Source organism: Agromyces sp. NBRC 114283, from assembly GCF_030268405.1.
GTDB classification, from domain to species: domain Bacteria; phylum Actinomycetota; class Actinomycetes; order Actinomycetales; family Microbacteriaceae; genus Agromyces; species Agromyces mediolanus.
The window spans coordinates 2,307,789-2,322,265 of sequence record NZ_BSQP01000001.1; the positions used below are offsets into that span (position 1 = coordinate 2,307,789).

The following is a 14,477-nucleotide window of genomic DNA, read 5'->3' on the forward strand; positions in this document are numbered from 1 at the left end:
GCCGGTCGCAGGGAAGGAGAAGAGGAGAGCATGACGGACGTACTGATCGACCGCCCAGAGCTCGAAGGACTCGGCGTGTACGAGTTCGGCTGGGCCGACTCGGATGCCGCCGGGGCTTCGGCCCGCCGCGGACTCTCGCAGGAGGTGGTCGCCGACATCTCGCGTCTGAAGGAAGAACCGGAGTGGATGCTCCAGCGTCGCCTCCGCGCCCTCCAGCTCTTCGACCGCAAGCCGATGCCCAGCTGGGGCGCCGACCTCTCGGAGATCGACTTCGAGAACATCAAGTACTTCGTGCGGTCCACCGAGAAGCAGGCCCAGAGCTGGGAGGACCTGCCCGAGGACATCCGCAACACCTACGAGCGCCTCGGCATCCCCGAGGCCGAGCGTCAGCGCCTCGTCGCCGGCGTCGCCGCGCAGTACGAGTCCGAGGTCGTCTACCACCAGATCCGCGAGGACCTGGAGGAGCAGGGCGTCATCTTCCTCGACACCGACACCGCGCTCAAGGAGCACCCCGAGATCTTCGAGGAGTACTTCGGCACCGTCATCCCGGCCGGCGACAACAAGTTCGCTGCGCTGAACACCGCCGTCTGGTCGGGCGGCTCGTTCGTCTACGTGCCGAAGGGCGTCCACGTCGAGATCCCGCTGCAGGCCTACTTCCGCATCAACACGGAGAACATGGGCCAGTTCGAGCGCACGCTGATCATCGCCGACGAGGACAGCTACGTGCACTACATCGAGGGCTGCACGGCGCCGATCTACAAGAGCGACTCGCTGCACTCGGCCGTCGTCGAGATCATCGTGAAGAAGAACGCGCGCGTTCGGTACACGACGATCCAGAACTGGTCGAACAACGTCTACAACCTCGTCACCAAGCGCGCCGTCGCCCACGAGGGCGCCACCATGGAGTGGATCGACGGCAACATCGGCTCCAAGGTGACGATGAAGTACCCGTCGATCTTCCTGATGGGCGAGCACGCCAAGGGCGAGACCCTCTCGGTCGCCTTCGCGGGCCCCGGCCAGCACCAGGACGCGGGCGCGAAGATGATCCACATGGCGCCCTACACGCAGTCGTCGATCGTCTCCAAGTCGATCGCCCGCGGCGGCGGCCGCGCCGGCTACCGCGGCGAGGTCCGCGTCGACGCGAACGCGCACCACGCGGCCAACACCGTGCGCTGCGACGCGCTGCTCGTCGACACCATCTCGCGCAGCGACACCTACCCGGCGATCGACATCCGCGTCGACGACGTGCAGCTCGGTCACGAGGCCACGGTCTCGAAGGTCAGCGAGGAGCAGCTCTTCTACCTGATGGCTCGCGGCATCCCCGAGGACGAGGCGATGGCCATGATCGTGCGCGGCTTCATCGAGCCCATCGCGCGCGAGCTGCCCATGGAGTACGCGATGGAACTCAACAAGCTCATCGAGATGGGCATGGAAGGATCGGTCGGCTAAGCAATGACCGTCGCAACGCAGAGCACCGCCATGCCCACCGCCGGCCAGCACGGCCTCGTCGCGCACTCGGACGGCCCCGTCGTCCCGGTGCAGACCCGCTCCGAGCGCTTCCGCTCGGTCGACGTGGCCGACTTCGCCCCCGTTACGGGCCGCGAGCACGAATGGAAGCTGTCCCCGGTCGCCGCCTTCGCCGACCTCACCTCGGGTGAGCTCGACGGGGCGCGCCTCGACCTCGAGACCGCGGGCGCCGAGGGCGTCGCGGTCGAGTGGATCGCCCGCGACGATGCCCGCATCGGCACCGCGGGCACGCCCGAGGAGCGCGCCTCGGCCAACGCCTGGACGAACTTCGGCGAGGCCCTCCTCATCCGGGTCACCGGCGAGGACGAGAAGATCGCCACTGTCACCCGCACGGGCCTCGGCGCCACGCCGCGCGCCGCGCACACCGTGATCGAGGCGGCGCCCAACAGCCGCGGCCTCGTGGTGCTGGGCGGCACCGGTTCCGCCCGGCTCTCCGAGAACGTCGAGGTGATCGTCGGCGAGGGCGCGAACCTCACCGTCGTCTCGGTGCAGGAGTGGGACGACGACGCCGTGCACCTCGCGAGCCACTTCGCGCGCATCGGCCGCGACGCCAAGCTCAAGCACATCGTCGTCTCGCTCGGCGGCAAGGTCGTGCGGGTGAACCCGTCGACGCACCTCGCCGAGCAGGGCGGCGACGTCGAGGCCCTCGGGCTGTACTTCTCCGACGCGGGCCAGCACCTCGAGCAGCAGGTGTACGTGCACCACGACGCCCCGAACACCCGCAGCCGCGTCACCTACAAGGGCGCGCTGCAGGGCGAGGGCGCGCGCAGCGTGTGGATCGGCGACGTCCTGATCGGCAACGCGGCGGTCGGCACCGACAGCTACGAGCAGAACCGCAACCTCGTGCTGAGCGACGGCACCCGGGCCGACTCGATCCCGAACCTCGAAATCGAGACGGGCGACATCGCGGGCGCCGGGCACGCCTCGGCCACCGGGCGCTTCGACGACGAGCAGCTGTTCTACCTCATGGCCCGCGGCATCACGGAAGAGGAGGCCCGCCGTCTCGTCGTGCGCGGCTTCCTCACCGAGATCGTGCAGCAGATCGGCGTGGCGGAGCTCGAAGAGCGCCTCACCGCCGCCCTCGAAGCCGAACTGCAGGGCGCCTGAGATGGCCGCCGTCCGAGTCTGCGGGGTCGACGAGCTCGTCGAGAACCAGGCGTCGCGCTTCGTCGTCGACGGCGTGCCGATCGCGGTGGTGAAGGACTCCGCCGGCGACGTGTTCGCCATCGGCGACACCTGCACCCACGGCGACATCTCGCTCGCCGAGGGCTTCGTGGAGGACGACACGCTCGAGTGCTGGGCCCACGGCTCGAAGTTCTCGCTGCGCACCGGCAAGCCGCTCACCCTCCCGGCCTACGAGCCGGTCCCCGTCTACCAGGTCGAGATCTCGGGCGGCGACGTCCTGATCGACCCCGCGGTCACCGTGACCGTCTGAGCGACCCGCTCAGCCCAAGCATCCAGTCGGCCGAGCGCCGAACGACGAAAGAGACCAGAAACCAGATCATGTCCGTGCTCGAGATCAAGAACCTGCACGTCAACGTCGAAACCGACCAGGGCACCCGCGAGATCCTCCGCGGCGTCGACCTCGTCATCAACGAGGGCGAGATCCACGCCATCATGGGCCCGAACGGCTCCGGCAAGTCCACCCTCGCGTACACCATCGCCGGCCACCCGAAGTACACCGTGGTCGAGGGCGAGATCCTCCTCGACGGCGAGAACGTCCTCGAGATGTCCGTCGACGAGCGCGCCCGCGCCGGCCTCTTCCTGGCCATGCAGTACCCCGTCGAGATCCCCGGCGTCACGGTGACGAACTTCCTCCGCACCGCCAAGACCGCGATCGACGGCGAGGCGCCGAGCGTGCGCCACTGGGTCAAGGACGTCCGCACCGCCATGGGCAACCTCAAGATGGACTCGGCCTTCGCCGAGCGCAACGTCAACGAGGGCTTCTCCGGCGGCGAGAAGAAGCGCAACGAGATCCTCCAGCTCGAGCTGCTGAAGCCGAAGTTCGCGGTGCTCGACGAGACCGACTCCGGCCTCGACGTCGACGCGCTCAAGATCGTCTCGGAGGGCGTCAACCGCGCCAAGGAGAACACCGGCCTCGGCATCCTCCTGATCACCCACTACACGCGCATCCTCCGCTACATCAAGCCGGACTTCGTGCACGTCTTCGTGGCCGGCAAGATCGCCGAGCAGGGCGGCCCCGAGCTCGCCGACCGCCTCGAGGAAGAGGGCTACGACCGCTACCAGGTCGCCGAGACCGCCTCGGCGGAGTAGCCCGGGGCGTAGGATCTGACCATGGTCACCTCACTCGCTCCGGAGCGCTACGACGAGGTCGAAGAGGCGCTGAAGGACGTCGTCGACCCCGAGCTCGGCGTCAACATCGTCGATCTCGGCCTCATCTACGATCTCGGCTGGGACGACGAGAACGACGCGCTCGTCATCCACATGACGCTCACGAGCGCCGGCTGCCCCCTCACCGACGTGATCGAGGAGCAGACCGCGCAGGCGCTCGACGGCCACGTCGACGCCTTCCGCATCAACTGGGTGTGGATGCCGCCGTGGGGCCCCGAGCGGATCACCGACGACGGCCGCGACATGATGCGCGCGCTCGGCTTCGCGATCTGACACGAACCACCCCGGATGCCCCGGTCAGCAGCTGCTGGTCGGGGCATCCGTCGTCCGGCGTCACAGAGGGCCGAGCGCGCGTAATGTTGCCGATATGACGACCACGCCCCGCGACGCTTACACCCACGGACACCACGAGAGCGTGCTGCGCATCCACTCCTGGCGCACGGTGGAGAACTCGGCCGCATACCTCGTGCCGCACCTCCGGCCCGGCCTCGAGGTGCTCGACGTGGGCAGCGGTCCCGGCACCATCTCGATCGACCTCGCCCGTCGGGTCGGCCCGGGCCGGGTCACCGGGGTGGATGCCTCGGCCGACGTCGTCGCCCAGGCCGCGGGCCTGGCCGAGAGCGAGGGCGTCTCGAACGTCTCGTTCGCCGTCGGCGACGCGTACGCGCTCGACTTCCCCGACGACAGCTTCGACATCGTGCATGCGCACCAGGTGCTGCAGCACCTCGGTCGACCCGTCGACGCGCTGCGGGAGTTCCGCCGGGTGCTCCGCCCGGGCGGCGTGCTCGCCGCTCGCGACGTCGACTACGGCGGGCTGATCTGGAGCCCCGAGTCGGCGGGCCTCGACCGCTGGCTGGAGCTCTACGACGCGGTGCACCGCTGGAACGGCGGCGAGCCGAACGCCGGCCGCCGCCTGACCGCGTGGGCCCGCGAGGCGGGATTCTCGGGTGTCACCGGAACCGGCGCGGTGTGGGTGTTCGCCTCGGAGCTCGACCGCGAGTGGTGGGGCGGCTCCTGGGCGGTGCGCGCGACGGAGTCGAACTTCGCGGCACACGCCATCGAGTCCGGGCACTCCAACCCGGAGGAGCTGGCGCGCATCGCCCAGGCGTGGCGCGACTGGGCCGCCGACCCCGACGGCTGGCTGCTGATGCCGCACGGCGAGATCATCGCCACGAAGTAGTGCGGGCGGGACGGCGGGGGAGACCGACTACCAGTCGTCCTCGTCGTCCGGATCGCCGAATGCGGCGGCATCGCGCAGCGTGTCGCCGTCGATCACGGTGCCGTCGTCGAGCTCGGCGATCGCGCGCCCCTCGAGCCAGGTGAGCGTCCAGGTGCGTCCGGCGCCGTCGGCGCGGGTCGCCTCGAGCGCGGCGACCCGCGCGCGGGTGTCGGCCGGCACCGAGGCCGGCGGCGTGCTGCCGAACGGCCAGCGGGTGCCGAGCTGCATCAGGCGTCCATCTCGTAGGTGACCCACGAGGTGCGGCGGGCGATCCGGTCGTAGAGCGCCTGCGCCGGCTCGTTGTCGGCCGCGGTGATCCAGCTGACCCCGCCCTGCCCGAGCTCCGCGGAGCGGGCGTGCACGAACTCGATGAGGGCGCGTCCGGCGCCGCTGCCGCGCACCTCCTCGGCGACGTAGAGGTCGTCGAGGTAGACGCCGGTGGTCGCGCTCAGCGTGTCCGGCACGGCGCGGAAGTGCGCGAGGCCCACGGGCGTGCCCTCGGCGTCCACCGCGAGCGCTGCGCGCAGCGGATGCTGCTCGTCCTGGAGCCAGGTCCAGACGGTGAGCGCCTTGCGGTCGTCGAGCTCGGTCTCGTAGAAGCGGCAGTACGCCTCGAAGAGCGGGAGCCAACCGAAGAAGTCGCCCTCTTCGGCCAGACGGATGTCGATCGTGGTCATGCTTCCCCCATGGTTCCAGGTCATTCGGCCGGCGTCGCCAGCTCCACGTCGCGCACCTCGAGCGCCTCGGCCGAGGCGAACTCGAGCGTGTCGATGCGTCCCACCGCGCGCAGGTCGCCAGCGGCGGCCTCGAGCAGCGCGACGGCGTCGGCGGGCGCGGCGATCACGGCGCGCGACACCGGCGTCTTCTGCGAGGCCTTCGCGTCGGTCTTCGCCCGGCGGATGCCGGTGAGCGCGAGGCTCGCGAGCTCGAGGAGCTCCACGCCGGCTTCGCCGCGCGCGGCGAGCTCCTCGGCGGCGGGCCACTCGGCGGTGTGCACCGATCCCTCGTTCGACCAGCTCCACGCCTCTTCGGTCGCGAAGGGGATGACGGGGGCGAACAGGCGCAGGAGCACCGACAGCGCGGTCTTCAGCGCGGCGACGGCGGAGGCCTGCTCGGGGCTCTGCTCGCCGTACGCGCGCTCCTTGACGAGCTCGAGGTAGTCGTCGCAGAAGGTCCAGAAGAAGGTCTCGCTGAGCTCCAGGGCCCGGGCGTGGTCGTAGCCTTCGAGCGCCTTCGTCGCCTGCTGCACGACGGTCTCGAGCGCGGCGAGCATGCTGCGGTCGATGGGCTCGGTGACCGGCGCATCCGCGTCGCCCTCGAAGGTGAGGATGAACTTCGCGGCGTTCAGCACCTTGATCGCGAGCCGGCGGCCGATCTTCACCTGCGTCGGGTTCTGCGGGTCGAAGGCGGCGTCGGTGCCGAGGCGCGAGGACGCGGCCCAGTAGCGCACCGCGTCGGAGCCGTGCTGCTCGAGGAGCCCGGCCGGGGTGACGACGTTGCCCTTGGACTTCGACATCTTCTTGCGGTCGGGGTCGACGATGAAGCCGGAGATGGAGGCGTTCGACCAGGGGGCGACGCCGTGCTCGAGCTCGGCGCGGAGCGCGGTCGAGAACAGCCAGGTGCGGATGATGTCCTGGCCCTGCGGGCGCAGCGAGTACGGGAAGACGAGCTCGAACAGCTCGGTGTCGCGCTCCCAGCCGCCGGCGAGCTGCGGGGTCAGCGAGGAGGTCGCCCAGGTGTCCATGACGTCGTGCTCGCCGATGAAGCCGCCGGGTGCACCGCGCTGGGCCTCGTCGAACCCGGGCGCGGGCGTCGAGGACGGGTCGACGGGCAGCTGCTCGCGGCTCGCGACGATGGGCTCGTCGAAGCGCGGGTTGCCCTCGGCGTCGAGCGGGTACCAGACCGGGATCGGCACGCCGAAGAAGCGCTGGCGGGAGACGAGCCAGTCGCCCGAGAGCCCGCCGACCCAGTTCTCGTAGCGCACGCGCATGAAGTCCGGGTGCCAGTCGATCTCGCGGCCGCGGCCGAGCAGGCGCTCCTTCAGGTCTTCGTCGCGGGCGCCGTTCACGATGTACCACTGCCGGGTGGAGACGATCTCGAGGGGGCGGTCGCCCTTCTCGAAGAACTTCACCGGGTGGGTGATGGCCTTCGGCTCGCCGAGCAGTTCGCCAGAGGCGCGGAGGAGCTCCACGACGGCCTGCTTGGCCGAGAAGGTCGTCTTGCCGGCGAGCTGGGCGTACGCCTCGCGGCCGGACTCGCTCGTGATCGCCTCGGGGGCCTCGGCGACGACGCGGCCGTCGAAGCCGATGATCGCGCGGTTCGGCAGCTGCAGCTCGCGCCACCAGACGACGTCGGTGACGTCGCCGAAGGTGCAGATCATCGCGATGCCGGTGCCCTTGTCCTTCTGGGCGAGGTGGTGGGCCACGACGGGCACCTCGACCCCGAACACCGGGGTCGTGACGGTGGTGCCGAAGAGCGGCTGGTAGCGCTCGTCGTCGGGGTGGGCGACGAGGGCGACGCAGGCGGGGAGGAGCTCCGGACGGCTCGTCTCAATCTCGACGGTGCCGCCGTCGGGGCGCCGGAACGCCACGCGGTGGTAGTGGCCGGGCTGCTCGCGGTCCTCGAGCTCGGCCTGCGCGACAGCGGTGCGGAACGTGACGTCCCACAGCGTCGGCGCGAGCGCCTGGTAGGCCTCGCCGCGCTCGACGTTGCGGATGAAGGCGAGCTGCGAGGTGAACAGGGCCTCGTCGGCGATGGTGCGGTAGGACTGGGTCCAGTCGACGGAGAGGCCGAGGCTGCGCCAGAGTGCCTCGAACTGCTGCTCGTCCTCGACCGTCAGTCGCTCGCAGAGCTCGATGAAGTTGCGTCGCGAGATCGGCACCTGGTCGGCGGCCTTGACGCTCTTGCCCTCGCCGCCTTCGAACGGCGGGATGAAGCCGGGTTCGTAGGGGAGCGTGGGGTCGCAGCGCACGCCGTAGTAGTTCTGCACCCGGCGCTCGGTGGGCAGGCCGTTGTCGTCCCAGCCCATCGGGTAGAAGACCTGCTTGCCGCGCATGCGCTGGAAGCGGGCGACGACGTCGGTGTGCGTGTAGGAGAACACGTGGCCGATGTGCAGCGAACCGGACGCGGTCGGCGGGGGAGTGTCGATCGAGTAGATGCACTCGCGGGTCGCCGAGTCGCGGTCGAAGCGGTAGGTGCCCCGGTCTTCCCAGACGCCGCCCCACTTCGTCTCGAGGCCCTCGAGGGCCGGCTTCTCGGGGATTCGCGCGGTGTCGGTCATGGTGCTCCGGTTCGGTATGTGCGGCACCGAGTCCATGGGGGTGCCTGAATATGCGACGCTCCAGCCTACCGGGTGCTGGCGGGGCCGTGCGCATCGCCGTCTCAGGCGAGTCGCGGAGAATGCCTGATGAGGGCGGCGGTATACGCGTGCTGCGGGGCGGCGAAGAGCTGGCCTGCGTCACCGTGCTCGAGGATGCGCCCGTGCCGCATGACCGCGAGCTCGTCGCTCATGTGCCGGACCACGCCGAGGTCGTGCGAGATGAACAGCATCGCGAGCCCGCGCTCGCGCTGAAGCTCGTCGAGCAGGTCGAGCACGGCCGCCTGCACGGTCACGTCGAGGGCCGACACGGGTTCGTCGGCGATCAGGATCTCCGGTCGCGCGGCGAGCGCCCGCGCGATCGCGACCCGCTGGCGCTGGCCGCCGGAGAGCTCGAGCGGATGACTCGCCGCGATCGCGGTCGGCAGGCGCACGAGGTCGAGCAGCTCGTGCACCGCCCGCTCGTCGCTCTCCTGCCCGCCCACGCTCAGCGCGTCGCGGAGCAGCCGGGCCACGCCCCAGCGAGGGTCGAAGGAGCCGTAGGGATCCTGCCAGATGGCGCCCATGCGCCGCCGAACGGGCCGTCGCGCGGCCTCGCTCGACTCGCTCCACGGGCCGCCGTCGAGGCGGACTGCGCCCGCGTCGGGGCGCTCCAGGGCGAGGAGCAGGCGCGCGAGGGTCGTCTTGCCGGAGCCGGACTCGCCGACGAGCCCGAGCGTGCGGCCCGGACGCAGCGCCAGGGAGACGTCGTCGACCGCGACGAGCTCGGTGCCTCTGGAGCGGTACACCCGACGAAGGCCGCTCGCCTCGAGGATCGGTGCGGAATCGGCGGTCGAGCCGGCCGGCGCCCCCGACGCCGCCGGGAGCGGCGCGTTCGGATCGTCGAGCCGCGCCGCCGCCAGCAGCGGCACGCCGCGTGGCACCTCCGTCGGTACGGCGGCGAGCAGCGCCCGGGTCGCCGGGTGCCGGGGCGCGCCGAGCACCTCGGCCGTCGGGCCGCGCTCGACCACCGCGCCGTCCGCGAGCACGAGCACCTCGTCGGCGATGCCCGACACGACCGCCAGGTCATGGCTGATCAGCAGCACCGCCGTGCCCCGGTCGGCCGCCTCGCGGAGCAGCTGCAGAACCGTCGCCTGGACGCCGACGTCGAGCGCCGTCGTCGGTTCGTCGGCGATGAGCACCGGGGGATCGAGCACGACCGCCGCCGCGATCAGCGCGCGCTGGCGCATCCCGCCGGAGAGCTCGCCCGAGCGGCGGTCGATGGTCAGCGTCGGGTGCGGCAGCTCGAGCCGCTCGAGGAGTTCGAGCACGCGCTGCCGTGCTGCAGCGGGTCGGAGACCGAGGTGCAGCCGGAGCGCATCGCCGATCTCCCGGCCGATCGGACGCAGGGGGTCGAGCGAGGCGAGGGCGTCCTGGAGGACCAGCCCGACCTTCGCGCCCCGCAGGCGTCGCCAGCGCCGCTCGCCGGCGCCGCGGACGTCCTCGCCGTCGAGCTCGAAGCGCTCGGCCTCCACCTCGGCGCCGCGTCCGGCCAGACCGAGCAGGGCCCGCGCCGTGACGCTCTTGCCGGAGCCGGACTCGCCGACCAGGGCTACGATCCGGCCGGGGGCGAGATCGAGGTCGACCCCGCGCACGACCTCCGTCCCGTCGAATCCGATGCGGAGGCCGCGCACCGTCAGCGCCGCGCCGCTCATCGCCGGGCTCCGTCGCGGGCGGTGAGCGCCCGGCCGAGCACCGTCGTCGCGAGAGTCGTGGCGACGATCATGAGGCCGGGGAACACCGTGAGCCACCACGCGGTGCCGAGATACGTGCGACCGGCCGAGAGCATCGCGCCCCACTCCGCGGCGGGCGGCTGCGCGCCGAGCCCGAGGAAGCTGAGCGAGGAGGCCCACACGACGGCCTGCCCGATGCCGAGCGTCGCGAGCGCCGCGATCGGCACGAGCGCGTTCGGCAGGATGTGCGCGGCCAGGATCTTCGCACGGCCGTGGCCGAGCACGCGGGCCGCCTCCACGTAGCCGGAGCCGCGGATGGCGAGCAGCTGGCCGCGGATGATCCGGGCGTAGCCGGGAGCCGTCGACAGGCCGACGGCGACGGTCGCGGTCACCGGCCCCGGGCCCCACAGCACGATGACGAGCAGGGCGAGCAGAATGCCGGGGAAGGCGAACAGCACCTCGTTCACCCGGCCGATGAGGAAGTCGAGGACCCGGCCGCCGAGGGCGGCGATGCCGCCGAGCAGCAGGCCGAGCGCGAGTCCGATCGCGGTCGCGAGCACCCCGATCAGCAGCGAGGGGGCGGTGCCGGCGACGACGCGGCTGTAGACGTCCCGCCCCGATTCGTCGGTGCCGAACCAGTGCGAGGCCGACGGGGGCTGGAACGCCTCGGCGGGGGAGATGGCGTCGGGCGGCGCGGTCTCGAGCAGGCCGGGCCAGGCGACGGCGAGGAGCAGGAAGCCGACGAACGCCGCGGCGAGGACGACGCTCGGCCGGGGCATCCGCCGCCGCCCGCCGAGCCGGCCGTCGCCTGCGCGCGCCGTGCGCGGCGCGTCGGCGGGTGAGGCGCCCGCGCGGAGCTCGAGGTCGCTCATGCCTCCGCCGTCCGCACCCGCGGGTCTGCGAGCGCCGCGACGAGATCGGTGAGGACGGTCATCAGCACGTAGACGAGCGCCACCACGAGCACGACACCCGTCACGAGCGGCACGTCGCGCAGCTCGGTGGCGCGGAGCAGGGTGCGGCCCAGCCCGGGCCGCGCGAAGATCGTCTCGACGACGACCGCGCCCGAGATGAGATAGCCGATCGCCCAGCCGGAGAGCTGTACGGCGGGGAGCGCGGCATGCCGCAGGGCGTGCCGGAGGCGGATCCCGCTCGCCGACTCACCGCGGGCGAGCGCGGACACCGTGAACGGCCGCTCCAGGGCGTCGAGCAGGTGCTCGCGCATGAGCTGGGCGAGGAATCCCGCGAGCGGCACCGCGAGCGTCACGACCGGCAGCACCAGGCCGCTCGCACCGCCGTTCGCGACCGGCGGCAGCCAGCCGAGCCCGGTCGCGAACACGGCGATGAGCACCGTCGCGAGCCAGAAGTGGGGGAGCGCCGCCGCGGTCAGTTCGATGGCTCCGGCCACACCGCGGGCGACGCGTCCCGGGGCGCTCGACCAGAGGGCGAGCCCGATGGCGATGACCCAGGCGAGCGCGAGCGCGGCGAGCGCGAGGGTCAGCGTGCCCAGGAGCTGTCCGCCGATGAGCTCGGCGACGGGCGCCTTCAGCGAGTACGAGGTGCCGAGGTCGCCCGTGAGCAGGCGGCCGAGCATCGCCGCGTACTGCACGACGAGCGGCTGATCGAGGCCGTACTCGGCGCGCACCCGGTCGAGCGTCTCCTGCGGGGCCTGCGAGCCGGGCCCGCCGAGGATCGCCTGCGCGGGGTCGCCCGGAACCAGGTGGATCGCGAAGAAGGTCAGCGTCGCGACCGCCCACAGCACGAACAGCGCCCCGCCGAGGCGGAGCGCGATCGCGCGGATCCGGCGAGCCCGCATCGCGTCAGTCGGCGAGCCAGGCGTCGGCGAACCAGGGCGTCGATACCGTGGGCAGCGCTCGGGCGCCCTGCACGGCGTCCCGGTGCAGGTAGTGGTTCTGCTGGTCGTAGAGCGGCAGGGCGTAGAAGCCCTCGAGGATGATCCGCTGGGCGGCCTCGTAGTCCGCGGCGCGCTCGGCCGGGTCCGACGCCGAGGCGGCGTCGGTGAGCAGCGCGTCGAGCTCGGGGTTCGAGAGCTGCGCCAGGTTCGCGAAGTAGCCGCTCGGCGCGGGCACGATGCTGTCGCTGTGGTACAGGATGCGCAGCACGTCGGGCCCGATCTTCGTGTAGGGCGCGCTCACGAGCTCGTACTCGTGGCTGAACAGCGCCCCGTACCAGCTGGAGAGGTCGAGGGGCTCGAGCTGCACCTCGAAGCCGGCCTCCTTCGCAGTCGCCTGGATCTGCTCGAACAGCGACTGCTCGGCCGGGATCGACTGGTTCGTCGAGACGGGGAAGCGCAGCACGAGCCGGGCGCCGTCCTTGGTGCGGATGCCGTCGGCGTCCTTGGCCGACCAGCCCGCCTCGTCGAGCAGCGCGTTCGCCTGCTGCAGGTCGGGCTCGAAGAGGCTCGGGTCGGAGTAGGCGAGCGGCTCGACGCTGGAGAGCACCGAGTGGCTCCGCTCGGCGGTGCCGAAGAAGAGGCTGTCGATGCCGTCGTCGACCTGGACGGCGCGGATGAACGCCTCGCGCACCCGCTCGTCGTCGAACGGGGCCTGGCCGGAGTTCAGCTCGATCCGGTTCGACGCGCCCGGGCGGGGTGCGTCGATCTCGACGAGGCCGGCCGCGCCCTCGCGGGCCTGACGCAGGGCGTCCGGCTGGGCGTTGTCGATCACGTCGACCTGGCCGGCCTGGAGCGCCGCGTAGCGCGACGCGGCGTCGGGCAGGAAGCGCCACTCGATCGCCTCGAGATACGCGGCCCCGTCGCGGCCGCGGTCGGCGGGGCCGCCGTGGTAGTCCTCGTTGCGGACGAGGGAGACGTGGTCCTGCGGCACCCAGGCGTCGATGACGAAGGGGCCCGATCCGATCGGCGCCTGGCAGTTCTCGTCCATGCCGCGCGCGATGCCGGCGGGCGACTCCATCGCGGTCCACGGCTGGGCGAGTGATTCGAGCAGTGCGCTGTCGGGGGCGGAGAGGTGGAAGCGGGCGGTCGTGTCGTCGACGACCTCGACCGAGGCGACCTTGCCGACCGCGAGGTAGCCGGTCGACGACTGCGTCGCGGGGTCCTGCAGGTGCTCGATGTTGGCCTTCACCGCCGCGGCGTCGAACGGCGTCCCGTCGGTGAACTCGACATCGTCGCGGAGGGTGAAGTCCCAGCTCAGGCCGTCGTCGCTCGTGGTCCAGGCCTCGGCGAGCCACGGGATGACCTGACGGTCCTCGTCGAGCGAGACCAGCGACTCGAGCACCTGGCCGGCGAGGAGGGCCTGCGGGTAGTTGCCGCCGACGTGCGGGTCGAGGCAGTCCGGTTCCGCGTCGCCCGTGGCGTAGACGAGCGTGCCGCCCGGCTTCGGGGTCGACGGCACCGCGCCCGGCTCGGCCGCGGTGCAGCCCGCGAGCGCGAGGGCCGCGACGGCGGCGAGCGGGATGGCGAGGCGGACGGCGGCGCGGGCGCCTGGGCGACGGCTGGTGGCGGGCATGCGCGAGTGAGCTCCTGAACGACGGACGAGGGATGGTCGGACGAGTTTCGGTACTCAGTCCATAATGAGTCTATGACCAAATCGAGCGCGAGCGGCACGGCGGCGACCTCCGCGTCCGCCGCCGTGCGCTCCGGCCGCGGCGGACGACCGCGCGCGTCCTCGCGTCGCACGCTCGAGGATGCCGCGGGCGAGCTGTTCCTCGAGCAGGGCTACGCGCGAACGACGATCGACCAGATCACCCAGCGCGCCGGGGTCGGCCGCAACACCTTCTTCAACTACTTCGCCACGAAGTCGGACCTGCTCTGGCTCGACGTCGACGACACCCTGCGCGCGCTGCCGGAGGTGCTCGCCGCGGTCCCGGCCGGTCGCGCCCCGAGCGCCGCGCTCCGGGAGGCGCTGCTCGGCCTGGCCGCGCGGCACCCGCACCGCGGCATCCCGCTCGCCCTCAGCCAGCGCGAGGCGATCGGCGCGGAGGCGGAGTTCCGCGCCTCGGGCCTCGAGCGCTTCCTCGGCGTCGCGGCCGAGCTCGGAACGTTCCTCGCCGCCCGTTCGGGGAGGGCTCCGAGCGACCCGCTCGTGCGCGCCGCGTCGAGCGCCGCCGTCGCCGCGCTCGTGAGCGGCGCCGCCGACTGGGCGCTCGCCGGGGTCGAGCGCGGTGCGCTCGCCGACGCCGTGCGCGACGCCGTCGACCCCGTCTGCCGGGGCTACGCCCTGGCGCTCGACGCAGCACCGGCCGCGACCCGGTAGACTCGGCGCAGCGACTGCGATCCGGCCATCACCGGGGAGTCTCCGGAAGAACGCCACGGGTCCGCCCGCGGTCAGTAGAACCGGACGGGACCAGCCCGTCACAGCTGAAGAGCGAGCGG

At 72.0% G+C, this 14,477-nt stretch carries 14 protein-coding genes; 7 read left to right on the forward strand and 7 right to left on the reverse strand.

Annotated elements, in window-relative coordinates:
• Positions 1–30 precede the first annotated feature (30 nt).
• The 6 genes from sufB to QSJ60_RS11145 all read left to right on the forward strand — a co-directional run bounded on the left by sufB (position 31) and on the right by QSJ60_RS11145 (position 5,059).
• Positions 31–1,449 (forward strand): Fe-S cluster assembly protein SufB, encoded by a 1,419-nt coding sequence (gene sufB / locus QSJ60_RS11120; protein WP_189084955.1) that lies wholly within the window; start codon positions 31–33, stop codon positions 1,447–1,449.
• A gap of 3 nt (positions 1,450–1,452) precedes the next feature.
• Positions 1,453–2,634 (forward strand): Fe-S cluster assembly protein SufD, encoded by a 1,182-nt coding sequence (sufD, locus tag QSJ60_RS11125; RefSeq protein WP_373292254.1) that lies wholly within the window; start codon positions 1,453–1,455, stop codon positions 2,632–2,634.
• Between the two features lies 1 nt (position 2,635).
• Positions 2,636–2,962: a non-heme iron oxygenase ferredoxin subunit gene (locus tag QSJ60_RS11130; RefSeq protein ID WP_230763462.1), complete on the forward strand. Its 327-nt coding sequence runs from the start codon at positions 2,636–2,638 to the stop codon at positions 2,960–2,962.
• A gap of 68 nt (positions 2,963–3,030) precedes the next feature.
• Complete coding sequence (gene sufC / locus QSJ60_RS11135) at positions 3,031–3,801, forward strand: Fe-S cluster assembly ATPase SufC (protein WP_189084957.1); 771 nt, start codon at positions 3,031–3,033, stop codon at positions 3,799–3,801.
• A 21-nt stretch (positions 3,802–3,822) separates the two neighbouring features.
• A complete protein-coding gene (locus QSJ60_RS11140) occupies positions 3,823–4,152 on the forward strand; it encodes a metal-sulfur cluster assembly factor (protein ID WP_189084958.1) in 330 nt (109 codons plus the stop codon).
• A 94-nt stretch (positions 4,153–4,246) separates the two neighbouring features.
• Complete coding sequence (locus QSJ60_RS11145; protein ID WP_285463637.1) at positions 4,247–5,059, forward strand: methyltransferase domain-containing protein; 813 nt, start codon at positions 4,247–4,249, stop codon at positions 5,057–5,059.
• Positions 5,060–5,086: 27 nt separating this feature from the next.
• Here QSJ60_RS11145 and QSJ60_RS11150 read toward each other — a convergent pair whose 3' ends face one another.
• The 7 genes from QSJ60_RS11150 to QSJ60_RS11180 form a co-directional block, all read right to left on the reverse strand.
• Positions 5,087–5,326 carry a hypothetical protein gene (locus QSJ60_RS11150; RefSeq protein ID WP_189084960.1) on the reverse strand — a complete coding sequence of 80 codons (240 nt, stop codon included), beginning with the start codon at positions 5,324–5,326 and terminating at the stop codon, positions 5,087–5,089.
• On the reverse strand, positions 5,326–5,775 hold the full coding sequence (locus QSJ60_RS11155) for a GNAT family N-acetyltransferase (protein WP_230763469.1): 450 nt from the start codon (positions 5,773–5,775) through the stop codon (positions 5,326–5,328). Before QSJ60_RS11155 ends, QSJ60_RS11150 begins: the two co-directional genes overlap by 1 nt.
• Positions 5,776–5,795: 20 nt before the next feature.
• Positions 5,796–8,378, reverse strand: a complete 2,583-nt coding sequence (gene valS, locus QSJ60_RS11160; RefSeq protein WP_285463638.1) for a valine--tRNA ligase — start codon at positions 8,376–8,378, stop codon at positions 5,796–5,798.
• A 101-nt stretch (positions 8,379–8,479) separates the two neighbouring features.
• Positions 8,480–10,108: a dipeptide ABC transporter ATP-binding protein gene (locus QSJ60_RS11165; RefSeq protein WP_285463639.1), complete on the reverse strand. Its 1,629-nt coding sequence runs from the start codon at positions 10,106–10,108 to the stop codon at positions 8,480–8,482.
• Positions 10,105–10,905, reverse strand: a complete 801-nt coding sequence (locus QSJ60_RS11170; protein WP_285465311.1) for an ABC transporter permease — start codon at positions 10,903–10,905, stop codon at positions 10,105–10,107. Before QSJ60_RS11170 ends, QSJ60_RS11165 begins: the two co-directional genes overlap by 4 nt.
• 89 nt (positions 10,906–10,994) lie before the next feature.
• The gene (locus QSJ60_RS11175; protein ID WP_285463640.1) at positions 10,995–11,939 is read right to left on the reverse strand and encodes an ABC transporter permease; all 945 of its coding nucleotides are present in this window, start codon (positions 11,937–11,939) and stop codon (positions 10,995–10,997) included.
• 4 nt (positions 11,940–11,943) lie between these two features.
• Positions 11,944–13,611, reverse strand: coding sequence for an ABC transporter substrate-binding protein (locus QSJ60_RS11180; RefSeq protein WP_285463641.1), 1,668 nt, complete (start codon positions 13,609–13,611; stop codon positions 11,944–11,946).
• A gap of 72 nt (positions 13,612–13,683) precedes the next feature.
• On the opposite strand from QSJ60_RS11180, the gene QSJ60_RS11185 reads away from it, so the two are divergent.
• Positions 13,684–14,358, forward strand: coding sequence for a TetR/AcrR family transcriptional regulator (locus tag QSJ60_RS11185; RefSeq protein WP_285463642.1), 675 nt, complete (start codon positions 13,684–13,686; stop codon positions 14,356–14,358).
• Positions 14,359–14,477: the final 119 nt, after the last annotated feature.

What these genes read in the sequence shown, in the direction of transcription:
- QSJ60_RS11175 (WP_285463640.1), bottom strand. Translation starts at nt 11,939, where the DNA reads ATGCGGGCTCGCCGGATCCGCGCGATCGCGCTCCGCCTCGGCGGGGCG.
- QSJ60_RS11150 (WP_189084960.1), bottom strand. Translation starts at nt 5,326, where the DNA reads ATGCAGCTCGGCACCCGCTGGCCGTTCGGCAGCACGCCGCCGGCCTCG.
- QSJ60_RS11130 (WP_230763462.1), top strand. Translation starts at nt 2,636, where the DNA reads ATGGCCGCCGTCCGAGTCTGCGGGGTCGACGAGCTCGTCGAGAACCAG.
- QSJ60_RS11145 (WP_285463637.1), top strand. Translation starts at nt 4,247, where the DNA reads ATGACGACCACGCCCCGCGACGCTTACACCCACGGACACCACGAGAGC.
- sufB (WP_189084955.1), top strand. Translation starts at nt 31, where the DNA reads ATGACGGACGTACTGATCGACCGCCCAGAGCTCGAAGGACTCGGCGTG.
- QSJ60_RS11155 (WP_230763469.1), bottom strand. Translation starts at nt 5,775, where the DNA reads ATGACCACGATCGACATCCGTCTGGCCGAAGAGGGCGACTTCTTCGGT.
- QSJ60_RS11185 (WP_285463642.1), top strand. Translation starts at nt 13,684, where the DNA reads ATGACCAAATCGAGCGCGAGCGGCACGGCGGCGACCTCCGCGTCCGCC.
- QSJ60_RS11140 (WP_189084958.1), top strand. Translation starts at nt 3,823, where the DNA reads ATGGTCACCTCACTCGCTCCGGAGCGCTACGACGAGGTCGAAGAGGCG.
- sufC (WP_189084957.1), top strand. Translation starts at nt 3,031, where the DNA reads ATGTCCGTGCTCGAGATCAAGAACCTGCACGTCAACGTCGAAACCGAC.
- sufD (WP_373292254.1), top strand. Translation starts at nt 1,453, where the DNA reads ATGACCGTCGCAACGCAGAGCACCGCCATGCCCACCGCCGGCCAGCAC.
- QSJ60_RS11180 (WP_285463641.1), bottom strand. Translation starts at nt 13,611, where the DNA reads ATGCCCGCCACCAGCCGTCGCCCAGGCGCCCGCGCCGCCGTCCGCCTC.
- valS (WP_285463638.1), bottom strand. Translation starts at nt 8,378, where the DNA reads ATGACCGACACCGCGCGAATCCCCGAGAAGCCGGCCCTCGAGGGCCTC.
- QSJ60_RS11170 (WP_285465311.1), bottom strand. Translation starts at nt 10,905, where the DNA reads ATGCCCCGGCCGAGCGTCGTCCTCGCCGCGGCGTTCGTCGGCTTCCTG.
- QSJ60_RS11165 (WP_285463639.1), bottom strand. Translation starts at nt 10,108, where the DNA reads ATGAGCGGCGCGGCGCTGACGGTGCGCGGCCTCCGCATCGGATTCGAC.